Source organism: Pseudoclavibacter helvolus (assembly GCF_014191305.1).
Classification (GTDB): domain Bacteria; phylum Actinomycetota; class Actinomycetes; order Actinomycetales; family Microbacteriaceae; genus Pseudoclavibacter; species Pseudoclavibacter helvolus.
The window spans coordinates 1,070,254-1,096,379 of the sequence record NZ_JACHWJ010000001.1 but is presented as its reverse complement, the minus strand read 5'-3'; the positions used below and the strand labels follow the sequence as shown (position 1 = coordinate 1,096,379).

Below are 26,126 nucleotides of genomic sequence, written 5' to 3'. Positions count from 1 at the left end.
CAGCGCCAGGCTAGCGGCTACTCCGCGCCTACGCGCGAAGCGAGTCGAGGGCCTGTGAGAGGTCCGCGATGAGGTCGTCGACGTTCTCGAGGCCAACGGAGAGGCGCACGAGCCCCGGGTTGATGCCGGACGCGAGCAGCTGCTCGGGCGTGAGCTGGGAGTGCGTCGTCGATGGCGGGTGCACGATGAGGCTCCTGACGTCCCCGATGTTCGCGAGGTGGCTGAAGAGCTGCACGCGCTCGACGAGCTTGCGGCCCGCCTCGACACCGCCCCGAAGTTCGAACGAGAGGATGGCGCCTGCCCCGTTCGGGGCGTAACGCTGTGCGAGTGCGTTCCACGGGCTCGACTCGAGGCCCGCGTAGTTCACGTTCTGCACCTCGGCGTGGCCCTGCAGCCAGCTCGCGATGGCCGTCGCGTTCGAGACGTGGCGCTCCATGCGGAGGCTCAAGGTCTCGACGCCCTGCAGGATCTGCCACGAGGAAGCTGGCGCGATCGAGGCGCCGATGTCGCGCAGCAGCTGGACGCGCGCCTTCGTGTGGAACGCGTTCGCGTTGCCGAGCGCGCCCGTGTAGCTGAGGCCGTCGTAGCTTGGGTCGGGCTCGGAGAGTCCCGGGAAGCGGTCCTTGTGCTCGTCCCAGGGGAAGGTGCCTCCGTCGACGATGACGCCGCCGATGACTGCGCCGTGACCGCCGAGGAACTTCGTGGCCGAGTGGACGACGATGTCCGCTCCGTGCTCAAAGGGGCGGATGAGGAACGGCGTCGCGATCGTGTTGTCGACGATGAGCGGCACGCCCACCTCGTGGGCGACGTTCGCGACTGCCTCGATGTCCAGGATGTTGACGGCCGGGTTGCCGATGGTCTCGCCGAAAAAGAGCTTCGTGTTCTCCTTGGCAGCCGCCCGCCACGCGTCCGGGTTGTTCTGGTCCTCGACGAACGTGACGTCGATACCGAGCTTGGCAAACGTGTACTTGAAGAGGTTGAAGGTGCCGCCGTAGATGGACGTGGACGACACGATGTGGTCCCCGGCGCCGGCGATGTTGAGGATCGCGAACGTCTCGGCCGCCTGGCCGGATGCGAGGGCGAGGGCGCCGCTGCCACCCTCGAGATCGGCGATTCGCGCCTCGAGCACCGCCGTCGTCGGGTTCGTGATGCGCGTGTAGATGTTGCCGGCACGCGAGAGCGAGAAGAGGTCGGCCGCGTGCTGTGCGTCATCGAACACGTACGAGGTCGTCTGGTAGATGGGCGTGACAACCGCGTTGGTCGTCGGGTCTGGGGCTGAACCGGCGTGGATCTGCCTGGTCTCAAAGCTCTGGGTCATAGGTAGCCTCCGGGTCGGCTGCGACCCGACTGGACAGTCGGGTGGCACGAGTGTGGCAGTGGGCGCTCAAGCGGGCAACGGAGCGGGACACAAATCGTCACGCGCCCTCAGCGTCGGACACCGAGGCATGCCACGATGGGTGCATGCCTGGAGAACAGAGAACGCGTGTGGTCGTGGTCACGGGAGCAAGCAGCGGCATCGGTCGGTCGACGGTCAGGTCCCTGCGTGCGGAAGGCCGCACGGTCCTCGCAACAGCCCGTCGCGCCGACCGTCTCGCGGAGCTTGCGGGGGAGACGGGTGCCGAGGTGCTCGCGGGTGACGTGACCAACGATGCCTTCGTCGCGGAGCTGCGCGATCGTGCCGCGTCCATCGGCGAGGTCGAAGCACTTGTGAACGTCGCTGGCGGGGCCTTCGGCACCGAGAGCGTCGAGGAGAGCAGCATCGAGGACTGGCAGCGCATGTTCGAGCTCAACGTGCTCGGCACCAAGCGGGTCATCACGGCGTTCCTGCCGTTGCTGCGCGCATCCGCTGCGAGCAGCCAGGACGAGTTCCCGCACGCCGATATCGTGACCGTCACTTCGACGGCGGGGCGCGTCATCTACCAGGGTGGAGGCGGGTACGTCGCGACGAAGGCCGCTGAGGCCGCCATGATCGGCGTGCTGCGGCTCGAGCTCGGCGGCGAGCCGATCCGCGTGATCGACATCGCGCCAGGCATGGTGCACACCGACGAGTTCACGCTCAGGCGCATGCGCGGCGACAGCGCGTCCGCTGCCAAGCTCTACGAGGGGGTCGATCACCCGCTTACGGCAGACGACATCGCCGCGACGATCCAGCTGGCACTGCAGCTGCCAGGGCACGTCAACGTCGACGAGCTCATCGTGCGGCCGGTCGCGCAGCGCGAGCAGTTCCAGCTGCACCGGGGACCACTCAAGATGAAGGACAGCGCGGAGGAGTCGGGCAAATGAGCATTTTCCTGGTCGGAGGGGGCGACGGCCCCGGTGTTGAGCTTGCGCTCTCGCAGCTCGCGAGCGAGGCCCGGTTGCGTGCCGGCGACGAGACCCCGGTTGTCGCGATCATCGCTGTGGGGGAGGCGCCCGCTCCCATCGCGGACTGGTTCGCCGACCGCCTCAGGTTGCTCGACCCCGGCGTCCTCGCGACGCCAGTGCTCGCCCGGAGCTCCGATGCAGGGGTGCCGCTCGACGAGATCGACCTCACGAGCTTCGCAACGGCTCATGCCATCCTCGTGGCCGGTGGGCACACCCCCGCCTACCTCGCGGCGCTGGCTCCGCTCGCGACCGATCTCCGACGGCTCGTGAGCGAGGGCGTCTCTTACCTCGGCTACTCCGCAGGTGCCGCGATCGCGGCCGACGAGGCGATCATCGGGGGCTGGCGCATCGGCGACGTGCAGGTTGCCCCGGAGGAATCGGGGGAGGGACTCGACGAGGTCACGCTCGAGGCAGGCCTTGGGCTCGTCGACCTGACGATCGAGGCCCATGCCGCGCAGTGGGGCCTCGTGGCCCTCTGCGCCGCGAGCATCGAGGCAGGGCTCGCCGAGCGCATCCTCGCCATCGACGAGGACACGGTGCTCAAGGTCGGCGAGGGAGCCCTCGAGATCCTCGGGTCCGGAAGCGTCTGGCAGCTCACGGCAGGGGAGGGTGGCGTCACGGTCTCGTCGAGCCGAGCATCCGAGTGACCGGGGATCAGGGGCTCGCGGACCTGGGCCGGCTCGGCCCTGGCTGGGCTCCTGCGCTCGAGCCCGTGGCCGACCGACTCGCCGAGATCGACAAGCGCCTGGCGGATGGGACGGCCGCGGGCCGGTCGTACCTGCCCGAGCGAAAGAACATCCTCAGGGCTTTTGCGCAGCCCCTCGATGAGGTGCGAGTTCTCATCGTGGGACAAGACCCATACCCGACGGTTGGGCACCCGATTGGGCTTTCGTTCGCCACAGAACGGCACGTGCGACCACTGCCGCGAAGCCTCACCAACATCTACCGTGAGCTGCGGGACGACCTCGGGATCGAGCCAGCCGCCACGGGCGACCTGTCGCGGTGGAGCGAGCAGGGCGTTCTGCTCTTGAACAGAGTGCTGACAGTTGAACCCGGCGCTGCGGGCTCGCATAGGGGGCTCGGCTGGCAGGCGGTGACCGACGCGGCCATCGAGGCACTCGTCGCTCGCGGCACGCCGCTCGTGGCGATCCTGTGGGGCAAGGACGCGCAGGCGCTCGCCCCGCTCCTCGGCGAGACGCCCCGGGTTGAAAGCCCTCACCCCAGCCCGCTCTCAGCGTCCAGGGGATTCTTCGGCTCCCGCCCGTTCTCGCGCGCGAACGAACTGCTCCGCGAGCAGGGCGGCGAACCCGTGGACTGGCGGGTCGAGAAGACCAGCAGCACGGTCTCGCAGTCGCACCTCTTTTAGCTCCCACATGGCTTGGTCATCCCGGCTGACACCAGGCTAGGAAACCCGGCCGACGAAAGAAAGGCACAGCATGAGCGAGCAGCTGCACGAACTCGGAGCCGTCAGGCAGAGGGAGCTCCTCGCGAGCGGCGAGCTGGCGCCCGTTGACCTCGTCGGCGCCTACCTCGCTCGCATCGAGGCCGACGCAGGCCGCTCGGGTGCCTTCATCACGGTGACGCCAGAGCGTGCGCTGGAGCGCGCCCGCCAGCTCGAGCAGGACCGCGCAGCCCTCGAGTTGCGCGCCGACAGGCTCGCGTCGCCGCTCTGGGGCCTGCCGTTTGCCGACAAGGACCTCGAGCCGCGAGCCGGCGTGCCGACGACCTTCGGGTCAAGGGCGTTTGTGGGGTACCTCCCCGAGGAGAGCTCGCAGCTGGTCTCGACGATGGATGCGGCTGGCGGTGTGAGCCTCGGGAAGACGAACACGCCTGAGTTCGGTCTCCCGGCCTACACCGAGAATCGTGTTTCCGCGGCGGCGGTGACTCCCTGGGGCAGCGGGCTCGGAGCAGGCGGGTCCTCGGGAGGCGCGGCCGCGGCTGTCTCGGCGGGGCTGCTGCCGTTCGCGCCAGGCTCCGACGGCGGCGGGTCGATCCGGATCCCCGCGTCCGCGTGTGGCCTCGTCGGTCTGAAACCGAGCCGGGGCCGAGTGCCTGACGGCTCGGGAATCGCCGCCCTTGCCGGCCTCCCGGTCTCCGGGCCGCTGGCACGGAGCACGGCCGACGCGGCGCTCCTGCTCGACGGCATGATCGCCCGTCGAGCTGACGGGCGCCAGGCAGATCGCAGCGCCCTCACGGCGCCCTCGGGCGAGCGCTCCTACCTCGACGCGCTTGCGACGCCCGTCCGAAGGCTCCGCATCGGGTTCAACACGTGGTCGCCCTGGTCGTCGCACTACGAGATCAGCCTCGACGACGACGTCGCCGGAGTCTTCGAGGCGACGAAGGAGCGGCTGGCCAGACTCGGGCACGATCTCGTGCCGTTCACGCCGGCGGATGCGCCAGAGTACTTCCACGCGTTCCGCACCGTCTGGCAGTCCGGAGCCGCGACCATCCCACTCGAGGGCGACGCGCTCGGGCAGCTGGAGCCGCTCACACGATGGCTCGTCGGTGTGGGGAGGTCCAAGAGCGCGGCGGAGCTCGCGGCGGCGCTGGCATCGCTCGCTGCCTTCGAGCGCAGCGTGATCTCGCAGTACGCGGACTTCGACGTCGTGCTGACTCCGACCCTCGCGATGACGCCGCGGCCGCTCGGTTGGTTCAACGCAGAAGACGGGGAGCGCAACTTCGAGCAGCAGTGCCAGTTCACCCCGTACACGTCCTACGTCAACGTGTCGGGCCTCCCCGCTCTCACGATGCCGGCCGGCGCAGTGCTTGGCCTCCCCATTGGAGTGCAGGCGATAGCTCGCCCGGGGGACGAGGTGACGCTGCTGCGGCTCTCCAAGCAGCTCGAGGGTGAGCTTGGCTGGGCGAACCGCTACCCGCCCACCTGGTGAGCTCTGGTGGCCGGGGAGCTGGGGCGCTCAGTCCCGCGCGGCGGGTCGTCGGCGCGGGGGAAGGTAGTTGCCGTCCTCCAAGCCTGCCTCGATCTCGAAGCGGTTCCTGAGCGGGTCGAACCCGGCGAGCCAGTACAGCGGCGGGAAGAGGAAGCCGTAGCGCTTCCACTGCTCCACGTGCACGCGCTCGTGCCGGAACACCCGCTCGCCGACGACGTCCCGGGTCAGGTAGACCCTCCCCACGCACGTGCCGCCCCTTCGAAACGCCCACTTGGGGAGTCCTCGGCAGACGATGAGACCGTCGTGCACCTCGACGCGGCCGGTGGACAGCGGGACTCCGACGGCCAGGCCCACAACGGTGGCGGCGTGGTAGCCGAGGTGGGAGAGCGGGGAGTCGAGGAACACTCGCTTCAGTGGGTTCATGGTGGTGACCTTCGTTCGCTGCGCGCTGGAACGCGGGGGAGAAGTACGCCGCTGAGACCCGACCGTGTGCGACGGGTCTCAGCGGCGGACGTTGCCGGCGGTGCTGCCTAGAAGCTCTGCTCCGGGGCGTCGATCGCGGCCGGCGAGCGCTGGCCCTGCTTGAGCGCGGCGAGGCGGGCCTCGACCTCAGTCAGCTTTCCAAGGTCCTCGAGCTGGTTGAACTGCGAGTCGAGGCTCGAGGTCTGCAGCTCCTGCTGGCCGCGGACGAGGGCCTCCTGTCGGCGCACCTTCTCTTCGAAGCGGCCGAGGTCGCTTGTCGGGTCCATGACGTTGATGCTGCCGAGGGCCTCGTTGACCTTTTGCTGAGCCTCAGCCGTCTTGGCACGGGCCGCGAGCTGGTCGCGCTTGGCGCCGAGCTGGCGCAGCTTCTCGCGCATGCCCTCGAGCCCGCCCTTGAGCTGGTCGACGACCTGGGTCTGAGCGCGGATCTGCGGCTCAGCCGTGCGGGCCTCGGTCTCGGACTCGATCTGGCGCGAGAGCGCGACCTTCGCGAGGTTGTCGAACTTCTGCGCGTCGACCTCGTCGTTCGCGGCGCGGAGTTCGTCGGCCTTGCGGCTCGCCGCGAGTGCCTTGTTGCCCCACTCCGATGCAGCCTGGACGTCTTCGCGGTAGTCGTCTTCGAGCATCCGCAGCTGGCCGATGGTCTGCGCGATGGCCGACTCAGCCTCCTTGATGTTCGAGGTGAAGTCGCGAATGAGCTGGTCGATCATGAGCTGCGGGTCTTCCGCGTTGTCGATGAGCGAGTTGATGTTCGCGCGGACGAGCTGGCTGATTCGTCCGAAGATGGACTGCTTGTTGGACATCGATTGCTTCCTTCTTGCTGGTCGGGCCCTTGTTGGCCCTGGTGGATGGCCGTGCTGTGAGGTTGAGAGTTGTGAGGTGTGTCGCTGGAGGTTGGCTAGCAGCGTCGGTGTCAGCGCCTTCGACCGCCGCCTGACGAGCGGAAGCCGCCGCCGGAGGACCTGAACCCTCCGGACGACCTGAACCCGGAAGAACCGCCACTCGAACGCCGACCCGAGCTGCCGCCCCAGGAACTGCCCCCGCCCCAGGAACCGCGGCTCGACGAGCCGCTGTTGCTGATGAGCCCGCCGAGGATCCCGCCAAGGAGCCCGGAGTCGAAGCTGCTGCTCGAGCGAGAACCGGAGGACATGCCCCAGCTCTGCTCGTAGCCGCTGCGCTGCGTCTGCACCTGGTTCCTGGCCTGCTCAGTGGCCCGCTCGGCCAGGCTGATGGCGCTCTTGGCGCGCTGCATTGCCTCCTCTGGCTGCGTTGCCGCGAGTTGCTCGGCGGTTCGGAGCTCGGTCTCGGCTTGCTGGATGCGCGCGCGAGGTTCGCTTTCGACGGCGCCGCGGCGGCCCTCGATGAACTGGAGGCCGCCAGTGACGGCCGAGCGCGCTTGGGCGAGCGCGATGTCGAGCTGCCTGCGTAGACCGGCAAGACGCTCGTGCTCCTGCAGCAGCGAGGCGATCGCAGTATCGAGGGCCTCGTCGGCCTCGCGCAGTGCTCCGAGGGTGCGGAGCGGGTCCGCCGCGGACGCACTCCCTGAGCGTGCGCGGCCAATCGCCTCGTGCGCTGACGTCTGTGCGGCTGCGGCCGCCGCGGCGACATCCGGCTGAAGCGACGCCTGCTGAACGAGCTGAACGCTTCGCGCGAGCCCGGACTCCAGCTCGCCGATTTCCTGGCGGATGAGCTGCTCTGCGTTCTCGAGGTCGCTCGCCGCGGCACCGATCGAGCCGAGTACGGAGCTGACCTGAGCAAGCGCGAGTTGGGCATCGCTGATGTCGACAGCCGCGGGACCCGTGCGTCCCTCGCGAAGCCCGCCGTCTGCGTTCTGCGTCTCGGTGCGGGCGAGTGCAAGCAGTTCCCGCGCGTGCCGCGTCGAGTCGTCGACGGTAGACAGTGCCTGGGGACTGTAGCGTGCACGCAGCGCGGTCAGCTGGGATTCTGCGCCCTGCATCTGCCCCTCCAGACGGTCGAGCTCGCCCCTGACCTGTCTGAGCAGCTCGGGAGCGTTGCGCTCCATGTCGCGGAGCTTCTCGAAGCGCGCGGCCTGCTTCGCGACGCGCTGTTCCGCCTGGCCGACGAATCCGAGGATTGCCTCGTTCATCTGCACCTTGGCTGGCTCTGGCTCAGGGTAGGCGTCGAGGTACTGTCCCTGAACGTCGAAGGCGCGCCGCAAGTGCTCACGCGCATCCGCGACGGCCGCACGGTACTCGGCAACTGGCTCTGCTCCGAACTGTGCCTCGGCGAAGCTCACTTCCTGGTCGGCGGCTGTGACGAGGTTGTCGACCCGGACGAGTTCACCTGCAGCGCGCTGGGCGAGCTGCTCGAGCTGCGCCTTGCGCTCCGCCTCCGACGCCTGCTGGCCCTTTTTCTTCTTGCTCCGCGCTCTGAGGACGACCACCAGGATGATGATCGCGACGACAACGATGAAGCCCCCGACAAAGAGGAAGATCGAGCCGACAGCCGCACCGGTGGCCTGCACGAACTCGCCGCCGCCGGAGCCGGAAGCGGAGCCTGTGAGCTCCTGGCGCAGGGAGTCCGCAGCCGAGACGGCAGCCTGTCCGTACTGACCCGAGTCGAGGTTCGGCGCGATCGACTGCGTCTCGATGTCACGCAGCGCTCCGTCTCCGAGTGGGAACGAGCTGTCGGAGTTGAGGCCAAAGTCGAGCTGGTCGACGCCCACGTAGAGGATCACCGCGTCTGAGCCGAGGTTGTTGACCTCAGCAAACTCACTCGCCCAGTCGAAGCCGTCGCTTGGGCTCGAGAAGCGGTCGACGATCGCGAAGTACAGCGTGTAGTCGGTCTCCGACTCGAGGGCCGAGATCGCTTGCTCGATGTCCGAGGCGTCTCCCGAGACGAGCCCACCTGGGTCGAAGATGTGCCCGTCGGGGGAGCCGGGGCTTTGTGCCGGGGCTAGGCGCACGGAAGACGTGGAAGAAGTGATCGGAGAGACCTCGGCGGATGCTGGCGCACTCGTTCCGAGGAGCGCTGCGGCAGCGATGCCGAGCAGTGAGAGCGCACGACGCACGAAGACCCCTTTCTGGCCGGGCAGCGGCCTTCCTCGTAACGCTAGCGGGGTCAAGCCGTGAAGAACGTGATTGTTCTGCGCGTGGTGACGCCACGAGTGAACAAGCGGCGAACAGCGGCTTTCGAAGGTGAGCACTGGGTGACGTTCTGGCGTCGATGTGTGATTCCGCATGGAGTTCCGTAGAATTGTCGTGCACCGGACAAGCACACCTTGTCCGGTTTTCACATGAGACACAGGAGATTCAACGTGCGAAGTGAAGATGTACGCACCAAGCGATTCAACGCGCTGAAGTTCGACGGTTGCTACGACGTCAAGGAGGTCGACCAGTTCCTGGACCAGGCGGCTGCGGCGCTCGAGGGGCACGAGAACGGTGAGCCCGAGCAGGCCCAGATCGTCAAGGCCCACGAGGTAGAGGCGGTCAAGTTCACCTCTCGCGTCTACGAGCGCGGCTACTCGGCCCAGGAAGTCGACGTGTTCCTCGAGGAACTCGCCACGGCCCTTGGGAGCTACGAGAGTGACGCAGACGCTTAACCGCGTGGACTGACTCCCATCGCGGCTTGTTAGGATCGCCTAACCCCAGCCCCGATCGAGGAGTTCAGCACAGTGACTGACGACGTCGCCCAGAAGCCACGCAAGCGCGGACCGAACGTCCGCCTCACCGTCGAACGCACCGAGCGCCTCAGCCGCTCGCTTGTCCGCGTTCACCTGTCGGGGGCTGACCTGGACGACTTCGACATCGAACCTGCCGACGCCTACCTGAAGCTGCACTTCGGGGGAGGCGTCGGCGAGTTCGACCTCCCCTTCGATCTTCAGGAGCTCCGCGCGACGCTGCCCATCGATCAGGTCCCGGTGCGCCGCACCTACACCGTGCGCGGCATCGATCGCGCGTCGGGAACCGTCGCTATCGACTTCGTCGTGCACGGTGACTCCGGAGTGGCGGGTCCATGGGCCCGGGACGCGCAGCCAGGCGACGTCATCGTCGGGACGACCCCTCACGGCGCGTACTCTCCGCTGCCGGAGAGCGACTGGCACCTCATCTGCGGCGACGAGTCCGCTCTTCCGGCCATTGCGCGCACCCTCGAAGCCATGCACATCGATGCCAAGGGCGCGGTGCTTGTCGAGGTGGCGGGCGATGAGGACCACATCGAGCTCTCCGCCCCAGCTGGTGTCACCGTGACCTGGCTGCACCGCGGCGAGCACGGCGGGTACGAGCGCCAACTCCTCGCTGCGGCCGTCGAAGAGCTGGAGTTCCCGCACGGCGTGGTCCAGGTCTTCGCACACGGTGAGCGCGAGCAGATGAAGCGACTCAGGAAGAACTTCTCGGCGCGCGGGATCGAGCGCGCCCAGCTCTCACTGTCCGGCTACTGGGCCGCGGGTCGAACTGAGGACGCGTTCCAGAACGAGAAGCGCGAGCCAGTGGGTCAGATCTTCTGACCACCGCGTGCACGGGTCTGTGCTGGCTGGCGCCGGGGCCAGGTGGATGCCTCGCCCGCTACCAGGAACCGGGCTTGTAGTCCTTCAGGAAGACACCGAAGAGATCCTCGCCAGCTTCGCCGCGCACGATTGGGTCGTAGACGCGGGCCGCGCCATCGACGAGGTCGAGCGGAGCATGGAATCCCTCCTCAGCGAGACGGATCTTGGTGAAGTGTGGCCGCTCGTCGGTGATCCAGCCGGTGTCGACCGCGGTCATGAGGATGCGGTCGCTCTCGAACATCTCACGCGCGCTCGTGCGCGTGAGCATGTTGAGCGCCGCCTTCGCCATGTTCGTGTGCGGGTGGCCTGGTCCCTTGTAGCCCCGCCCGAAGACACCTTCCATCGCGGAGACGTTGACAATGTAGGTGCGTCGAGCCGCTGACGATTTGAGGGCGCCCCGCAGTCTGCTGACGAGCAGGAACGGCGCCGTCATGTTGGCGAGTTGCACTTCGAGCATCTCGAGGGGCTCAACCTGGTCGACGTGCTGAGTCCACGAGTTGATGTGCAGCTCGTCTGGCAGGAGGCCGCCAGCGTCGATGGCGGTGCCGGCAGCGAGTCGCTCGAGTGACGACGAACCGGCGGCCATCGCATCCGCTGTCAGCTCTTCGGCGGTGCGGCCAGCAGCGGACGACAGGATGGGGTGCGCTGCGACGGACTCGGCGAGTGCAAGCGGATGCGCGTCGTTGGTGTGTCCGAACGTCACGAGCTCGGGCAACGGGCCGTCCGGCAGCGGGGCGAGCTCGGCCTCAACGAGGGGAGCGTAGGCGCCGGGGGAGCGACGCACGGTCTGTGCCGCGTTGTTGATGAGGATGTCGAGCGGCCCCGCGGCGGTGACGTCGTCGGCGAGCCCCATGACTTGGGCGGGGTCGCGGAGGTCGATGCCGACGATCTTCAAGCGGTCGATCCACTCCGCGGAGTCGGGCAACGCCGAGAAGCGACGCACGGCATCCCTCGGGAAGCGTGTCGTGATCGTCGTGTGAGCGCCGTCGCGCAGCAGGCGAAGAGCGATGTACATGCCGATCTTCGCGCGGCCGCCCGTGAGCAGTGCGCGCTTGCCGGTGAGGTCGGCACGCGCGTCCCGCTTCGCGTGGCTGAAGGCCGCGCAGTCCGGGCAGAGCTGGTGGTAGAAGGCGTCGACCGTCGTGTACGGCTGCTTGCAGATGTAGCAGGCACGCGGCTTCAGCAGCTCGCCGGCCGTCGGAGTCGTCGTCGAGGTGGAGATCGGGATACCGCGGGTCTCGTCGTCGATTCGGTCGGGCGCGCCCGTCGCTGTGGCGGCGACAACCGCCTTGTCGGCGTCGGCGATGCGCTGGCGTTTCGCCGCGCGTCCGACTCGCTTCACGTCCTTGAAGAACTGCGCTGTCGCGCGGCGCACGGTGATGAAGTCCGGGTCCTCGCGGTCGTACTCCGACAGCTGCTCGAGCACCCGCAGGGTCGTCGCGAGGTCGGCCTCGTCGATGCGCTGGGGTGCGCCGTTTGCGTCGATCGCGTCGGTCGGGGTCACCGCGGGCGTCTCGTCTGGCGTCTCGTTTGGAGTCTCGGAAGGCACACGAGATTGTAGAGGCCAGCGGGCAGGCGCGCCACACGCGCCCGGCCGCCGGCTTCGCTCGGCGTGGACTCGCAGCTAGGAGGCCACGGCCCTCGGTGCCCCCATTCCCGGGTCGATCTGGTGCGGACCGCTCGCAGATGGCCGCACGTCGAAGTCGAAGATCGCGGTCGGCAGGTACACCGTGGAGCAGGAGTTGGGAATGTCGACGACGCCGGACAGCCGCCCTTCGATGGGTGCTGAGCCAAGCAGCAGGTAGGCCTGTTCTGGTGCGTAGCCGAACTTCGTGAGGTAGTCGATCGCGTGCAGGCAGGCGCGCTGGTACGAGAGGTGCGAGTCGAGGTAGCGCTGCTCGCCGTCGAGAGTCACCGAGGTGCCGCTGAACGCGATCCATTCGCTGTAGTTCGGCTCGACGTTGCCAGGCATGAAGATCGCGTTCTCGGAGACGCCGTAGGTCTCCATGCCGCCCTTGATGACGTCCACGCGCACATCCATGAACCCGCCCATCTCGATGGCGCCGCAGAAGGTGATCTCGCCGTCGCCCTGGGAGAAATGGAGGTCTCCCATGGAGAGGTTCGCGCCATCCACGAAGACGGGGTAGAAGATACGTGTGCCCTTCGAGAGGTTCTTGATGTCCTGGTTGCCGCCGTTTTCGCGCGGCGGCGCCGTCCTGGCGGCCTCTCCTGCGACTCGGTCGAACTCAGATTCCGGCAGAGCACCAAGCACGGCGAACTGCGGCTCTGGAGGGAGCGCGAGCGGCGGCACTCGCCCGGGGTCGGTGGCGATGAGCTTGCCCTCCCTGGCGTTCCACTTCGCGAGCAGCTCAGCCGACGGCGCGGTTCCCATGAGTCCGGGGTGGATCAGTCCGGTGAAGGACACCTCCGGTACGTGGCGGGAGGTGGCGGTCTGCCCGCTGAAGTCCCAGATGGCCTTGTACGCGTCTGGGAACTGGTCGGTGAGGAAACCGCCGCCGTTCTTCTTCGCGAAGATTCCCGTGTAGCCCCAGCCCTGGCCCGCGAGTGGGCCCTTCTCCTGGGGAATGGGCCCGACATCGAGGATGTCGACGATGAGCAGATCCCCGGGCTTCGCGCCCTCGATGCGGAACGGGCCGCTCAGCTTGTGCACTGTGAGCAGCGGCGCGTTCAGGATGTCCTCGGCCGAGTCGTCGTTGACGATCGCACCATCGAACCATTCGCGGCAGTCGACGCGGAACTCATCCCCGGGTTTGACCGTGGCGACTGGCGGGATCTCCGGGTGCCACCTGTTGTGGCCGATCTTCTCCTGGTCCTCGAACTTCTTCGAGGAGTCGAGTGGAAACAGCACGTCTGGCATGGGGCGGTCCTTTCATCATTGACCAGCTCGCCGTCCCATGAGTGACGGCAGACCAGGTCACCAAGTGCGCAGCCCCAAGACGTCAGTGTCGAGGCAGCTTCGCGTGGAGTGGGTTGCGGGTGATGCCGGCGCCAGGGCGGCGTGGAGCGCCGGGGAGCGAACTCACGACAGCGGGCTCGTGAGCAGACCTGGCAGCGGCATCGATGAGTCCGTACGCAGAGGAGCCCGCGGCGGACAGATGCGGCGACCCTGGACGCCGCAGCGCCGCGCCTCCGCAGTCCGGGCAGGTGGATGCATCCGGTACCGAACTCATCGTGTGCACCTCGTCAAAGCGATGCGAGCTGTCGCAGCGGTACGTGTAGGTGGGCATCCTTGCCTCCCCTCGTCGAGGTACTGCTGACCGTAGCGGTGCGGCTCGCGAGGTGTCAACGGCGCCGTGTCGCGTCGGATTCACAGCACATGCCCCGTGGGCGAGGCTGTCTGTCTGCGGCCCCGGGTGCGAAGCTGGGGCGAAAGCACGATCGTCACTCGATGCGTGCGCTTCGATGGGGGACGATGATGGCTGTTCTGCAGGGTCTGACAACCATGGTGCTCACTGCTGACGACGTCGAGGCGGCCGCCGCCTGGTACGCCGACGTGCTTGGCGCTGAGCCCTACTTCCGGCGACCGGAGGAGGGGACTGCTCAGTACGTCGAGTTCAGGCTGGGCCCGGACGAGGACGAGTTCGGGATCATGGACCGCCAGTTCTCGCCCGGCGCGGGTGGGCAGGGGACCTCCGTCACCTACTGGCACGTTGCCGACATCGAGGCCACGCTCGCTTCGCTGCTGGAGCGCGGCTCCACGGTGCACGCTCCGGTCATGGAGCGGGGCGAAGGGTTCTTCACTGCCTCGATCGTCGACCCCTTCGGCAATGTGCTTGGCCTCATGCAGAGCCCGCACTGGGCCGCCCGCCACTGACGGTGGCTCCCGACAACACTGACGGTGGCTCCCGACAAGCGAGCTCGCACGCGAAACGGCCCGGATCTGCGATGCAGAACCGGGCCGTTCGGGCGTCGCGCGCCTGACTTCAGTACTCCAGAAGAGAGTGCTTTTGTGCCCCCGACAGGAGTCGAACCTGCGACCTACGGTACCGGAAACCGGCGCTCTATCCACTGAGCTACGGAGGCGAACACGGAGCCGACGTTGGCAACGCGGACCCAATACTAACAGGGCGCGAGGCCTCGCCGACGCCACCCTGCGAGCCCGCAGACACTTGTGCTGGAACGCCACGGGAGCGTGACACAATCCGCTGGTGATGCGAAAGATCGAATCTGCCATTGACCTCGAACTCGACGGGGAAGCCGACCTCGTGTTCTCGATCGCAGCCCACACGCTGGCGAACCTCGAGAGCGAGACGTTCACGATCACGGGGGACGGGCAGCCGCTCGACGTGATCGAGTCGATCGACCGCTCCGAGTGCCGCCTGCATCGCGTAACGACGTCTGCGAAGCACATCGAGATGCGGTACAGCGCGACGGTCCTCGACCGCGCGCAGCCCAACGAGCCGGAGGAGCTGGACCTCATCCAGTTCCGCCGCCCCTCTCGCTACGCAGAATCGGATCTCCTTGGCCCGACGGCCCGTTCGATGTTCCGCGGCAAGCAGGGCTTCGAGCTCGTCGACGCGGTCGTGGATTGGGTTTCGAGGAACATCAGCTACGTGCCGGGTTCGAGCGCGCCAACCGACGGAGCGCGCGACACCTTCCTCAAGCGGCAGGGCGTCTGCCGGGACTTCGCGCACCTGACGATCGCGTTCCTGCGCGCCAACGACCTGCCGGCGAGGCTCGTGTCGGTCTACGCGCCCGGCCTCGTGCCCATGGACTTCCACGCCGTCGTCGAGGTGCTCGTCGATGGGGCCTGGTACGTCGTGGACTCAACCCACCTGGCACCGCGCCGTCTCATGCAGCGCATCGCGAGTGGGCGGGATGCGGCCGACACGGCCTTCCTCAGCAACACGATCGCGAACCTGCGCCTCTCGAAGCTGCACGTCAACGCGACGTCGAGCGAGCTCATCCTCGAGGATTGGACGGAGCGCGTGCAGCTGGGCTGACACGGGCGATCGGCCGCGCCTACGAAGGGGCCTCTCCGGCTCTAGGATGGATGGTCTATGACTTCTCCAGCTCTCGTCACGGCTCTCACCACCGCTGTCAACGCCGCGCTCGCCCCCCTCGAGGGCGCGCAGGGCATCACCGTCCCCGAGACGGACATCGTGCTCGAGCGGCCGCGGAACCGCGACCACGGCGACTGGGCGTCGAACGTCGCCATGCGCCTCGCGAAGCGCGTCGGCACGAATCCCCGCGAGCTGGCCGCGAGCATCGTCGAGCAGCTGGTGCTCGACCCGCAGGTCGCGAGCGCAGAGGTCGCTGGCCCCGGCTTCATCAACATCACGCTCGACGCGGCGACGGCCGGTTCGCTCGCCAAGGTCATCGTCGACGCCGGGTCGGCCTACGGCAACGGGGACTCGCTCGCCGGCGTGAAGGTCAACCTCGAGTTTGTCTCGGCGAACCCGACGGGCCCCATCCACATGGGCGGCGTCCGCTGGGCCGCCGTCGGCGACTCGCTCGCTCGCGTGCTCATCGCGGCCGGAGCCGACGTGACGCGCGAGTACTACTTCAACGACCACGGCGCGCAGATCGACCGCTTCGCCCGATCGCTCCTCGCCGCGTACCTGGGAGAGGACACCCCGGAGGACGGCTACGGCGGCGCCTACATCTCGGACATCGCGGGCCAGGTCGCGGCCGCGTACGGCGGCGACCTCGCGGGCCTTGATCGGGACGCGCAGCAGGAGGTCTTCCGCTCGAAGGGCGTCGAGCAGATGTTCGGCGAGATCAAGCAGAAGCTCCACGACTTCGGCGTGGACTTCGACGTCTTCTTCCACGAGGACTCAGTGCATGAGTCTGGTGCCGTCGGGCGCGCGATCGAGCGTCTGCGCGAGCAGGGACAGATCTTCGAGCAGGACGGCGCTCAGTGGCTGCGTACGACCGAGTACGGCGACGACAAGGACCGCGTGGTCGTGCGCTCGAACGGCAGCCCTACCTACATGGCCGGTGACATCGGCTACTACCTCGACAAGCGCGAGCGCGGCTTCGACCAGTGCATCATCATGCTCGGTGCCGACCACCACGGCTACGTCGCGCGCATGATGGCCATGGTCGCCGCGTTCGGCGACCAGCCTGGTGTGAACCTGCAGATCCTCATCGGCCAGATGGTGAACCTCGTGAAGGACGGCGAGCCGGTGCGGATGTCGAAGCGCGCTGGCACGATCGTGACGCTCGACGACCTTGTCGACGCCGTCGGCGTGGATGCGGGTCGCTACGCCCTCGTGCGCTCGTCCGCGAACTCCACGCTCGACATCGACCTCGACGTCCTCGCGCAGCGCACAAACGACAACCCCGTCTTCTACGTGCAGTACGCGCATGCCCGCACTTGCGCCGTCGGGCGCAACGCGGCTGAATCCGGCGTGGATCGCTCGGTCTTTGAGCCCGCTCTGCTCGACCACGAGTCGGAGTCGGCACTGCTCGGCGCGTTGCAGGACTTCCCGCGTGTCGTCGCCGCGGCAGCCGAGCTGCGCGAACCGCACCGCGTGGCCCGCTACGCGGAAGAGCTCGCGGGCCTCTACCACCGCTGGTACGACAACTGCCGCGTCATCCCGCGCGGCGACGACGAGATCACGGACCTGCACCGCACGCGCCTCTGGCTCAACGACGCCACGAGCACGGTACTGCGCTCGGCGCTCACGATGCTCGGCGTCACGGCTCCAGAGCGGATGTAGTTCGGCGTGACCCCGGTCGTCGAGTCGGAGCGGACCATGGAGCCAGGGCCGAAGCGGGGCTTCCGCTCCTGGGTCACGGTTGCCCTCTGGCTGCTTGGTGGGCTGATCCTCCTGGTCGGACTCGACGTCGGCGTTCGTCTCGTCGCGCAGGATCGGATCGCGCACCACGTGCAGGAGACGCTCCCGCCTGGGGTGGAGGGCGAGGTGGAGGCGCGCGTCCACGGCTTCTCCACGCTTTGGCAACTCGCCATGGGGCGCGCGAGCCACGTGACGGTGTCGGCCGATGAGCTCACGGCGTACGGCCTCAAGCTCGCGGCGAGCGTCGACGCGTATGGCGTCCACATCTTCGACGGCATGCGAACGGAGACGCTGACGGGCACGCTCAACGTCCCGGAGGCGACGCTTGAGGGCGTCGCCGCGCTGCCGGGAACCGACGCATCGCTGACGCTCGGAGACGACGAGCTGTCGTACACGTCGAAGGTCTCCTTCCTGGGACTCACGGGCACGCTCACTGTGGACGCGCAGCTCCGTCTCGTCGACGGCGAAGTTGTCATCGACCCGACCAAGGTCGAGGTCTCTGGCACCGCGTTCGGGCAGGCACTCACTCAGGCGCTCCCCGACATCGACGAGTTCGCGGTGCCCATCTGCACCGCCGACTATCTGCCTGCAGGACTGCACGTGTCCGAGCTGCGCATCGCCGAGGGGATGCTCACGGTCGGTGTCGAGGCCAAGAACATCGCGCTCTCCGCCGAGATTCCGGATTCCGGGGAGTTCTCCACCTGTCGCGACTAGTTTCGAGCTGAGACGATGTGGTCCAAGCCGACGAGGCCGCATGAGCTCGAAGGCTCGAGCTGCGCGTGTCGCCGGCGCGCCGCCGACGAACTGGAGAACTGTGATGAGCATGCCGCCGAACGGACAAGGCTTCGGCCAGCAGCCGGGGCAGGGCCAGCCGGGCCAGCCCGGACGGCAAGGACAGCAGGGCCAGCCCGCCCAGCAGGGGCAGCCCGGCTTCGGGCAGCAGCCTCAGCAGGGCCGTTTCGGTCAAGGCCCCGGCTATGGCCAGCACCCGCAGCAACCGCAGCCGTCGCAGCACGGCTACGGCCAGCCTCCGCAGGGACCTGGCTACGGGCAGGAGCCACAGCAGCCACAGCAGGTTCCTGGCTATGGGCAGCAGCAGGGACGATCACAGGGGGCGCAGCCGGCCGGCGGCTATGGCCAACAGGTCGCCCTCGCGGGCGGCCAGCCTCCGCACGGTCAGCAGCCAGGCGCCTGGCAGGGCGGCCAGCCCCCGCAGGGGAAGAAGCCGCGCCCCTGGTACGCGCAGTGGTGGCTCTGGACCGGCGTCGGCGTCGTGGTGATCGCAGGCGGGCTTGTCATCGGAGAGTTCGTAGCCCGCGGCAACGTCACGAGCGCGCTCGAGGAGCAGGCTAGCAAGATCGTCATCGACAACTACGGTGAGGACGAGGCTCCGACGGAGTACGCCGTCACTGTGGATGGCTTCAGCGTCCTCGCCCAGGTGCTCACCGGGAAGATCGAGCACGCCACGATGACCTCTCAGGACGACGGCGGCATCACCGTGAACATCGACCTCACTGGCATCGACGCGTCGCTCGAGGGGCCAGTTGACTCGACGACAGTCGACCTCTCCGTCGCGACGGACATCCTCGACGGGGTCCCGGCAGCTCTGCAGGGCGAGGACAGCGAGATCAACACCGACTCCTACGAGACCACCATCAGCTACGGCGACGACGTCATCAACATCGAGGCCGTGAGCGGCACCGGCGAGTGGCAGGTCAAGGTGGAATCGGAACTCGGCTACGAGACTGCCGACGGCAAGCTCTTCGTCACGAGTGACAGCAGCATGACGCTGTTCGGCACGAGCATCCCGTTCGGCTCGGACGAGAAGGTCGAGGTCCCGACCTGCCAGGACTCGGAGCTTGAGGCCAAGGTCACGGATGCGAGTGTCTCGAGCGAGGCGCTGACGTTCTCCTGGCAGGTCGACGGGGCGAAGCTGACGGATCTCCCCGCGGTCGCCGACTGCCTGTAGCCCAGCCGCCTGCGTGTCGGCGCTGCTGGCCTGTCCTGGTGCGAGGGCAACGGATAACATGCTCTGGTGCCTGAAGCTCTCCGCGAACCCCAAGCCGCCCACTCGACCGGTGCGAACCCGCTCGCACCGATCGACCTCGAAGTACCGAGCGACCTGAACGAGCTCGACTCCCACGTCTGGTCGAAGAATGCCCGACGCGGTGCGGACGGCGCCCTGACGATAGCCGGCCTGGATGCGCGGGCGCTCGCCGAGCAGTTCGGTACCCCGCTGTACGTGGTCGACGAGGCCGACGCTCGCTCGCGTGCCGCCGACACGGTGGCGGCATTCGCCGACGCCTTCGAACCTCTCGGCGCTTCGACGAAGGTCTACTACGCGGGCAAGGCCTTCCTGAGCGCGGACGTCGTCCGGTGGATGCTCGAGGAGGGGTGCGCTATCGACGTGTGCAGTGAGGGCGAGCTTGCGCTTGCCCTCGCGGCTGGTGCACCGGCGGCCCTGATCGGTTTCCACGGCAACAACAAGTCGACCCGTGAGATCGGCATCGCCGTTGCGGCTGGCGTCGGTGCGATCGTGCTCGATAGCGCCCAGGAGCTTGAGCGCGTGGCAGCGGCTGCCGCTTCTGCTGGCCGCCGCCAAGCGGTCCGTCTCCGTGTCAACTCAGGCGTGCACGCCTCGACGCATGAGTTCCTTGCCACGAGCCGTGAAGACCAGAAGTTCGGCATCCCACTCGATGAGGTGGACGCATTCGTCGCACGCATCCGGGAACACGAGTCCGTCGAGTTCCTTGGCCTGCACTCGCACATCGGCTCGCAGATCTTCGACGCTGATGGCTTCGGCGAAGCGGCGGACCGCCTCGTCGAGGTGCACGCGCGACTCCTCGCCGGCGGCCCCGTGCCCGAGCTCAACCTGGGTGGCGGCTACGGCATCGCCTACCTTCCGCGTGAGACTCCGACGGACATCCGCACGATGGCCTCCCACATCGCTACCCACGTCGCCGACGCGTGCGCTCGGCTCGGCGTCGCGGTTCCGAACATGGCCTTCGAGCCGGGCCGCACCATCATCGGTCCGTCAGGGACCGCGCTGTACGAGGTCGGCACGACCAAGACTGTCCGGGTGCCCCTTGATGAAGGGGGAAGCGCCGAGCGCCTCTACGTCTCCGTGGACGGTGGCATGAGCGACAACGTCAGGGCTGCGCTCTACGAGGCCGAGTACTGCGTGCGCCTCGCCTCGCGTGCGTCCGCCGCGGATCCCGCGCTCGTTCGTGTCGTAGGAAAACACTGCGAGTCCGGCGACATCGTCGTTCTGGCAGACTATCTTCCGAGCGATGTCGCCCCTGGCGACCTCGTCGCCGTGCCAGCGACCGGCGCCTACTGCTGGTCGCTCTCGAGCAACTACAACATGATCGGCCGACCGGCCGTCGTCGCGGTTCGCGACGGCGAGGCGCGCACGCTGATTCGTGCGGAGTCCGTGACCGATCTGCTGGCCAGAGACGCGGGACTCTCAGCTGCCGTGACCGATGAGCGCCCGTAACCGAGGAGAACCGATGAACCAGAACCGACCCATCCGTGTCGCCCTGCTTGGCGCGGGATCCGTCGGGTCCCAGGTCGCCCGCATCCTGCTCGAGAACGCCGACGAGCTCGCCGCTCGTGTTGGGGCCCCGCTGCTCCTCACCGGGATCGCGGTGCGGAACGTCGATGCGAAGCGCGACGTCGACCTGCCGAAGGAGCTCTTCACCGACGACGCCGAGCGGCTCATCCTGGGCTCGGACATCGTCATCGAGCTCATGGGCGGCATCGACCCCGCGAAGGGCCTCATCTCGCTGGCGCTCTCGACCGGTGCCGACGTCGTGACGGCCAACAAGGCGCTCATCGCCGCTCACGGGCCCGAGCTCTTCGACCAGGCGAGGCGTGTCGGGGCACAGCTGACCTACGAGGCAGCGGTCGCCGGCGCCATCCCGATCATCCGCCCCTTGCGCGACAGCCTGGCCGGCGATCGGGTCGAACGCATCCTCGGCATCGTGAACGGCACCACCAACTTCATCCTCGACCGGATGCACACCCGCGGTGACTCCCTCGAGGAAGCCCTGCGCATCGCAACGGAGCTCGGCTACGCGGAGGCGGACCCGACGGCGGATATCGGCGGCTACGACGCGCAGCAGAAGGCCGCGATCCTCGCCTCCATTGCGTTCCACACCGAGGTCCCGGTCGAGCTCGTCCACCGCGAGGGCATCACCGAGATCACGATCGAGCAGATCGAGCGCGCGAAGGCGGCCGGATTCGTGGTCAAGCTGCTCGCGATCTGCGAGCGCGTGACGACCTCGGACGGCGTTGAGGGAATCTCGGCAAGGGTCTACCCGGCGCTCGTCGACGCGCAGCATCCGCTCGCCTCCGTGCACGGCGGCAACAACGCGGTCTTCGTGCAAGCGCAGGCTGCGGGCGACCTCATGTTCTACGGCGCCGGCGCCGGGGGAGTTGAGACCGCATCTGCCGTGCTCGGCGACCTCGTCTCGTCGGCTCGGCGTCGAGTCAACGGCGGCCCAGGGCTCGGTGAGTCGACCCACGCCGACCTACCGGTCCTCGAGGTCGGCGAGATCACGACCCGCTACCAGATCATTCTCGAGGTGCACGACCGTCCGGGTGTCCTCGCCGAGATCGCGAAGGTCTTCAGCGACTTCGGCGTCTCGGTCTCGACGCTCGAGCAGCGCAGTGCCGGAGCGCACGATGGAGCGACTGCGTCCGCCGGTCACGCCGACGGCGAGTCAGAAGGCGGCGCCACGCTTGTCATCGGCACGCACGCCGCCACAGAGCGTGCCCTCTCGGCGCTTGCCGAAGCACTGGCCGCTCACGAAGCCTCGCGGCGCGTCACCGGCGTCCTCCGTGTTGAGGGTGCGCTCTAGCGCAGGGCACCTCGGCGATGCCGATGCCAGAGCATCGGCCGTCGTGCCCGTCGATACCAATCCATTCGCATCAGTCCTCTGCCTAGGAGTCGCAGCATGAAGCAGGTCGAACAGGCGCGTCGCGTCGAAGTCAAGGTCCCCGCGACGAGCGCCAATCTCGGCCCGGGCTTCGACACCCTCGGGCTCGCGCTTGCCGTCTACGACACGCTCGTGGTCGAAAGCGCGCCAGCCGGCGTCCTCGAGATCGACGTCGAAGGTGTTGGTGCCGACAGCGTGCCGCGCGATGGCTCGCACCTCGTTGTGCAGTCCATCGCACACACGCTGAATGGGCTCGGCTACGAGCTGCCTGGGCTGCGCATCCGCGCCGTCAACACGATTCCGCACGGTCGAGGCATGGGCTCATCAGGGGCCGCGATCGTCTCCGGCGTCATGGCGGCGGCCGCGCTCGTCTCCAACGACGTCGAGCTCGACGCCGACACGCTCCTTCGGTTCGCGACTGAGCTCGAAGGCCACCCCGACAACGTCGCACCCTGCCTCTTCGGCGGACTCACGATCGCCTGGGTCGGGGAGAGCGGACCACGTTCGAAGCAGTTGCTGGTGCACCGCGGGGTGTCGCCGATCGTCCTCATCCCGACCGAGACGATGTCGACCAAGCTCGCTCGCAGCCTCCAGCCCGAGAGCGTTCCTCACGCCGACGCGATCTTCAACCTGTCTCGATCGGCGCTGCTCGTAGCGGCGCTCGTCCAGAGCCCTGAGCTGCTCTTCGAAGCGACGGAGGACCGTCTCCACCAGAGCTACCGCGCCTCGGCCATGCCGTTCACGAGCGGACTCGTGGCCGAACTGCGCGCCGCCGGGCTGCCTGCCGTCGTCTCGGGTGCAGGCCCGAGCGTGCTCGTGCTGTGCGACAGCCCCGAGCAGCGGCTACAGGCGGCGGCGGTTGCCCAGGCCAACACGCAGACGCAGTGGAACGCGATCATGCCTGCCGTTGATTTCCTCGGTGCTACAGTTGAGGTGCTGTCGGGCGACGCGGCCACACTTTCGGTGTAGGCGCAGCGCGACAGCTTCAACTCTCCGAGCAGCGGAGTACGCACCCCCCTCGATTTCTGTCGATGTGGTTCCGAGTGTGTGAGAAGTCCCGCTCGCTCGATCTGAACACCGCAGAACGCGGTAGAGGTAAGGACTCACAGCAGATGACTGACACAACACCCACTGCGGAGCAGGAAGCTCCGCTCACTTCCATGAAGGTCGCCGACCTCCAGGCTCTCGCCGCCGGGCTGCAGATCCGCGGCGCTCGGAGCCTGCGCAAGGGAGCGCTCATCGAGGCTATCGAGGCCGCGCGAGCAAGCGCCGAGCCCGAGGCGCCGTCGGCGGAGCCGGCCGCGCCAGCGGAGCAGGCCGAGCCAGAGGCGCAGGATGCTCCGGCCGAGGCACCGGCGACGCTAGAGGCTTCGGAGACGGATACCCAGGCGGCTGCCGAGGATCTTCCCGTCATCGTCGAGGACAAGCGCGAAGACGCAGCAGAGCCTGCGGCCCCCGCAGTTCCAGAGCTTTCCCTGGACGACCTCGTCCTCCCGCCCGCACGGGGCGAGGCCTCCGAGCAGGACGAAGCCCGCGACGACGACCAGGGACGCGCGGGCCAGCGCAAGCGCGGTCGTGGGCGCGGTCGCCGGGGTCGCGGCGCCGAGAACGAGCAGAACACGGAAGCCGCCGAGCCCACGGCCAAGCAGGACGAAGCTCCTGCCGAGCCGAACGGCGACGTGCAGGACGACGAGCAGCAGGGCGGACGACGCCAGCGTGGTCGTTCTCGCGGACGCGGCGGCGACCAGGCCCAGGGGCGCACGGAAACCCAGCAGGTGCAGGACATCCCAGCAGACGACGAGACCGACGAGCAGCGTCGCGGCCGTGGCGGCCGCTACCGTGACCGCAAGCGCGGTCGTGGCGGAGCCGAGGACACCGAGCCCGAAATCGCAGCGGACGACGTCCTCCTGCCGATCGCCGGCATCCTGGACGTGCTCGACAACTACGCGTTCGTCCGGACCAGCGGCTACCTGCCGGGCCCGAACGACGTCTACGTGTCGCTCGCTCAGGTCAAGAAGTACCAGCTCCGCAAGGGCGACGCAGTTGTCGGCGCCATCCGCCAGCCCCGCGAGGGCGAGAACCAGCACGGCCGCCAGAAGTTCAACGCCATCGTGCGCTTCGACGCGATCAACGGCCAGTCGCCGGAGGAGCCGCGCCAGCGTCCCGACTTCGACTCGCTGACCGCGCTCTACCCGCAGGAGCGGTTGCGCCTTGAGACGAGCGAAGATCGAGTCGCCACTCGCCTCATGGATCTCTTCGCACCAATCGGCAAGGGAACCCGCGGACTCATCGTGGCCCCGCCGAAGTCGGGCAAATCGATCGTCCTCGAGCAGGTTGCTGCCGCGGTCGCGAAGAACAGCCCGGACGTGCACCTCATGGTCGTCCTCATCGACGAGCGTCCTGAAGAAGTGACGCACATGCAGCGCACGATCCAGGGCGAAGTCGTGGCGGCCACGTTCGACCTCCCCGCCCACGACCAGACAACGGTCGCTGAGCTCGCCATCGAGCGCGCCAAGCGCCTCGTGGAACTCGGTCACGACGTGGTTGTGCTGCTCGACGGCGTGACGCAGCTGTGCCGCGCCTACAACCTCGCGGCTCCAGCGTCTGGGCGCATCCTGCCTGGCGGCGTCGACGCGTCCGCGCTGACCCCGGTTCGCCGCTTCTTCGGGTCTGCCAAGAACGTGGAGAACGGTGGTTCGCTCACGATCCTCGCCACTGCGATGATCGGCACAGGCTCGAAGACCGAGGACACGATCCTCGAGTCCTTCGCAGGCACCGGCAACATGGAGCTGCGCCTGTCCCGCGACATCGCCGACAAGCGAGTGTTCCCCGCCATCGACATCTCGCACTCCCAGACGCTCCGTGAGGAGCAGCTGCTGACGCAGCAGGAGGTAGAGGCGACCTGGAGCATCCGCCGCGCCCTGACCGGCGGCGACCCGCTGCTTCTCCTCGAGGCCGTGCTCGCCCGTGTCGCTGGCACCAGCACGAACGCTGAGTTCCTCGCTTCCGTTGCGAAGCAGCCCATCCGCGCAGCCAAGGCATAGTCATGGCCAGACACGAGATGGCCGACTCCGTTCGGCAACTCCGGGCCGAGCACGAGGACCTGCAAGAGCAGCTGGCAGACCCCGAACTGCACGCCAACCCGGCGCGTGCCAAGAAGGTCAACAGGCGTTACGCGCAGCTCGCGCAGATCCTCGCGGCTGACGCGTCCCGTGCGGAGCTCGAGGACGACCTCGAAGCCGCCCGCGAGCTTGCGAAGGAAGACGAGTCGTTCGCCGAAGAGGTCCCGGTGCTGGAGGAGAACCTGCGCGTTGCGCAGGAGAAGCTCCGTCGCCTCCTCATCCCGCGCGACCCCGACGACGGCCGCGACGTCATCATGGAGATCAAGGGTGGCGAGGGCGGCGAGGAATCGGCGCTCTTCGCGGCCGACCTCCTCCGCATGTACTCGCACTACGCGGAGCAGCGCGGATGGAAGACCGAGATGATCTCCTCCACGGAGAGCGACCTCGGCGGGTTCAAGGACGTCCAGGTCGCTATCAAGGGCAACGCAAACGACCCTGCGCTCGGAGTCTGGGCCAGCCTCAAGTACGAGGGCGGCGTGCACCGCGTGCAGCGTGTGCCCGCGACCGAGTCTCAGGGGCGCATCCACACCTCGACGACCGGCGTGCTCGTGTTCCCGGAAGTTGATGAGCCTGAGGAGATCGAGGTCAGCCCCAACGACCTCAAGATCGACGTCTTCCGCTCGTCCGGCCCAGGTGGGCAGTCGGTCAACACGACCGACTCGGCTGTGCGCATCACGCATATCCCGACCGGCATCGTCGTCTCCATGCAGAACGAGAAGAGCCAGATCCAGAACCGCGCCGCAGGTATGCGCGTGCTGCTGGCGAGGCTCCTCGCACACCAGCAGGAGCAGATCGCGGCGGCGGAGTCCGAGGCGCGCTCCGGGCAGATCCGAACCATGGATCGATCCGAGCGCATCCGCACGTACAACTTCCCAGAGAACCGCATCGCGGACCACCGGACCGGGTACAAGGCGTACAACCTCGACCACGTCATGAACGGCGCCCTCGGGCCCGTTATCCAGTCGGCGATCGCGGCCGACGAGGAGGCGCGTCTCGCAGCCCTCTCAGGCAGCGACGACTAAGGCTCGTCGAATCCAGACGCCGAAACGGCGGCCAGCAAT

The 26,126-nt window shown here is 67.9% G+C and carries 23 protein-coding genes and 1 tRNA gene; 16 read left to right on the top strand and 8 right to left on the bottom strand.

Going from position 1 to position 26,126, the window contains the following annotated elements; genetic code table 11:
- Positions 1–28: 28 nt before the first annotated feature.
- On the bottom strand, positions 29–1,318 hold the full coding sequence (locus FHX72_RS05110) for a bifunctional o-acetylhomoserine/o-acetylserine sulfhydrylase (protein WP_183623382.1): 1,290 nt from the start codon (positions 1,316–1,318) through the stop codon (positions 29–31).
- 143 nt (positions 1,319–1,461) lie between these two features.
- Between FHX72_RS05110 and FHX72_RS05105 the strand changes: the two genes are divergently transcribed.
- The 4 genes from FHX72_RS05105 to FHX72_RS05090 all read left to right on the top strand — a co-directional run bounded on the left by FHX72_RS05105 (position 1,462) and on the right by FHX72_RS05090 (position 5,252).
- Positions 1,462–2,283, top strand: a complete 822-nt coding sequence (locus FHX72_RS05105) for an SDR family oxidoreductase (RefSeq protein WP_183623380.1) — start codon at positions 1,462–1,464, stop codon at positions 2,281–2,283.
- Positions 2,280–3,011 (top strand): Type 1 glutamine amidotransferase-like domain-containing protein, encoded by a 732-nt coding sequence (locus FHX72_RS05100; protein ID WP_183623378.1) that lies wholly within the window; start codon positions 2,280–2,282, stop codon positions 3,009–3,011. Before FHX72_RS05105 ends, FHX72_RS05100 begins: the two co-directional genes overlap by 4 nt.
- Positions 3,008–3,730 carry a uracil-DNA glycosylase gene (locus FHX72_RS05095; protein ID WP_377606526.1) on the top strand — a complete coding sequence of 241 codons (723 nt, stop codon included), beginning with the start codon at positions 3,008–3,010 and terminating at the stop codon, positions 3,728–3,730. The genes FHX72_RS05100 and FHX72_RS05095 overlap by 4 nt, the downstream gene beginning before the upstream one ends.
- Positions 3,731–3,800: 70 nt before the next feature.
- Complete coding sequence (locus tag FHX72_RS05090) at positions 3,801–5,252, top strand: amidase (protein ID WP_183623376.1); 1,452 nt, start codon at positions 3,801–3,803, stop codon at positions 5,250–5,252.
- A gap of 27 nt (positions 5,253–5,279) precedes the next feature.
- Here the strand turns inward: FHX72_RS05090 and FHX72_RS05085 are convergent, their stop codons facing one another.
- From FHX72_RS05085 to FHX72_RS05075, 3 genes are all read right to left on the bottom strand, one after another.
- Complete coding sequence (locus FHX72_RS05085) at positions 5,280–5,675, bottom strand: Fe-S oxidoreductase (RefSeq protein ID WP_183623374.1); 396 nt, start codon at positions 5,673–5,675, stop codon at positions 5,280–5,282.
- Positions 5,676–5,782: 107 nt separating this feature from the next.
- A complete protein-coding gene (locus FHX72_RS05080) occupies positions 5,783–6,538 on the bottom strand; it encodes a PspA/IM30 family protein (RefSeq protein ID WP_068480143.1) in 756 nt (251 codons plus the stop codon).
- Between the two features lie 110 nt (positions 6,539–6,648).
- Positions 6,649–8,766, bottom strand: a complete 2,118-nt coding sequence (locus tag FHX72_RS05075) for a TPM domain-containing protein (protein ID WP_183623372.1) — start codon at positions 8,764–8,766, stop codon at positions 6,649–6,651.
- 246 nt (positions 8,767–9,012) lie between these two features.
- On the opposite strand from FHX72_RS05075, the gene FHX72_RS05070 reads away from it, so the two are divergent.
- Together FHX72_RS05070 and FHX72_RS05065 are read left to right on the top strand one after the other, a co-directional pair.
- Positions 9,013–9,297, top strand: a complete 285-nt coding sequence (locus tag FHX72_RS05070; protein ID WP_068480149.1) for a DivIVA domain-containing protein — start codon at positions 9,013–9,015, stop codon at positions 9,295–9,297.
- Between the two features lie 72 nt (positions 9,298–9,369).
- Positions 9,370–10,200: a siderophore-interacting protein gene (locus FHX72_RS05065; RefSeq protein WP_068480152.1), complete on the top strand. Its 831-nt coding sequence runs from the start codon at positions 9,370–9,372 to the stop codon at positions 10,198–10,200.
- A 58-nt stretch (positions 10,201–10,258) separates the two neighbouring features.
- On the opposite strand, the gene FHX72_RS05060 is transcribed toward FHX72_RS05065, so the two are convergent.
- The 3 genes from FHX72_RS05060 to FHX72_RS05050 form a co-directional block, all read right to left on the bottom strand.
- Positions 10,259–11,743 (bottom strand): SDR family NAD(P)-dependent oxidoreductase, encoded by a 1,485-nt coding sequence (locus tag FHX72_RS05060; protein ID WP_377606651.1) that lies wholly within the window; start codon positions 11,741–11,743, stop codon positions 10,259–10,261.
- 120 nt (positions 11,744–11,863) lie between these two features.
- Positions 11,864–13,117 (bottom strand): formamidase, encoded by a 1,254-nt coding sequence (fmdA, locus tag FHX72_RS05055; RefSeq protein WP_183623370.1) that lies wholly within the window; start codon positions 13,115–13,117, stop codon positions 11,864–11,866.
- Positions 13,118–13,199: 82 nt separating this feature from the next.
- The gene (locus FHX72_RS05050) at positions 13,200–13,487 is read right to left on the bottom strand and encodes an FmdB family zinc ribbon protein (protein ID WP_082775312.1); all 288 of its coding nucleotides are present in this window, start codon (positions 13,485–13,487) and stop codon (positions 13,200–13,202) included.
- Positions 13,488–13,648: 161 nt separating this feature from the next.
- On the opposite strand from FHX72_RS05050, the gene FHX72_RS05045 reads away from it, so the two are divergent.
- Positions 13,649–14,074, top strand: coding sequence for a VOC family protein (locus FHX72_RS05045; protein ID WP_244963973.1), 426 nt, complete (start codon positions 13,649–13,651; stop codon positions 14,072–14,074).
- Between the two features lie 136 nt (positions 14,075–14,210).
- Here the strand turns inward: FHX72_RS05045 and FHX72_RS05040 are convergent.
- A tRNA-Arg gene (locus FHX72_RS05040) sits at positions 14,211–14,283 on the bottom strand.
- 128 nt (positions 14,284–14,411) lie between these two features.
- Here FHX72_RS05040 and FHX72_RS05035 point away from each other — a divergent pair.
- The 9 genes from FHX72_RS05035 (at position 14,412) to prfA (ending at position 26,087) form a co-directional block, all read left to right on the top strand.
- Positions 14,412–15,203, top strand: a complete 792-nt coding sequence (locus FHX72_RS05035; RefSeq protein ID WP_183624014.1) for a transglutaminase-like domain-containing protein — start codon at positions 14,412–14,414, stop codon at positions 15,201–15,203.
- A gap of 57 nt (positions 15,204–15,260) precedes the next feature.
- Positions 15,261–16,925: an arginine--tRNA ligase gene (argS, locus tag FHX72_RS05030; protein ID WP_183623369.1), complete on the top strand. Its 1,665-nt coding sequence runs from the start codon at positions 15,261–15,263 to the stop codon at positions 16,923–16,925.
- A gap of 6 nt (positions 16,926–16,931) precedes the next feature.
- Positions 16,932–17,717, top strand: coding sequence for an LmeA family phospholipid-binding protein (locus tag FHX72_RS05025; protein WP_183623367.1), 786 nt, complete (start codon positions 16,932–16,934; stop codon positions 17,715–17,717).
- 40 nt (positions 17,718–17,757) lie between these two features.
- Positions 17,758–18,972, top strand: a complete 1,215-nt coding sequence (locus tag FHX72_RS05020; protein ID WP_221186711.1) for an LmeA family phospholipid-binding protein — start codon at positions 17,758–17,760, stop codon at positions 18,970–18,972.
- A 66-nt stretch (positions 18,973–19,038) separates the two neighbouring features.
- On the top strand, positions 19,039–20,499 hold the full coding sequence (lysA, locus tag FHX72_RS05015) for a diaminopimelate decarboxylase (RefSeq protein WP_183623362.1): 1,461 nt from the start codon (positions 19,039–19,041) through the stop codon (positions 20,497–20,499).
- A 13-nt stretch (positions 20,500–20,512) separates the two neighbouring features.
- Positions 20,513–21,865 (top strand): homoserine dehydrogenase, encoded by a 1,353-nt coding sequence (locus FHX72_RS05010; RefSeq protein WP_183623360.1) that lies wholly within the window; start codon positions 20,513–20,515, stop codon positions 21,863–21,865.
- A 96-nt stretch (positions 21,866–21,961) separates the two neighbouring features.
- The gene (gene thrB / locus FHX72_RS05005; protein WP_183623358.1) at positions 21,962–22,912 is read left to right on the top strand and encodes a homoserine kinase; all 951 of its coding nucleotides are present in this window, start codon (positions 21,962–21,964) and stop codon (positions 22,910–22,912) included.
- A 143-nt stretch (positions 22,913–23,055) separates the two neighbouring features.
- Positions 23,056–24,987: a transcription termination factor Rho gene (gene rho / locus FHX72_RS05000; protein ID WP_183623356.1), complete on the top strand. Its 1,932-nt coding sequence runs from the start codon at positions 23,056–23,058 to the stop codon at positions 24,985–24,987.
- Positions 24,988–25,004: 17 nt separating this feature from the next.
- A complete protein-coding gene (gene prfA, locus FHX72_RS04995) occupies positions 25,005–26,087 on the top strand; it encodes a peptide chain release factor 1 (protein ID WP_068493218.1) in 1,083 nt (360 codons plus the stop codon).
- The last annotated feature ends 39 nt before the right edge of the window (positions 26,088–26,126 follow it).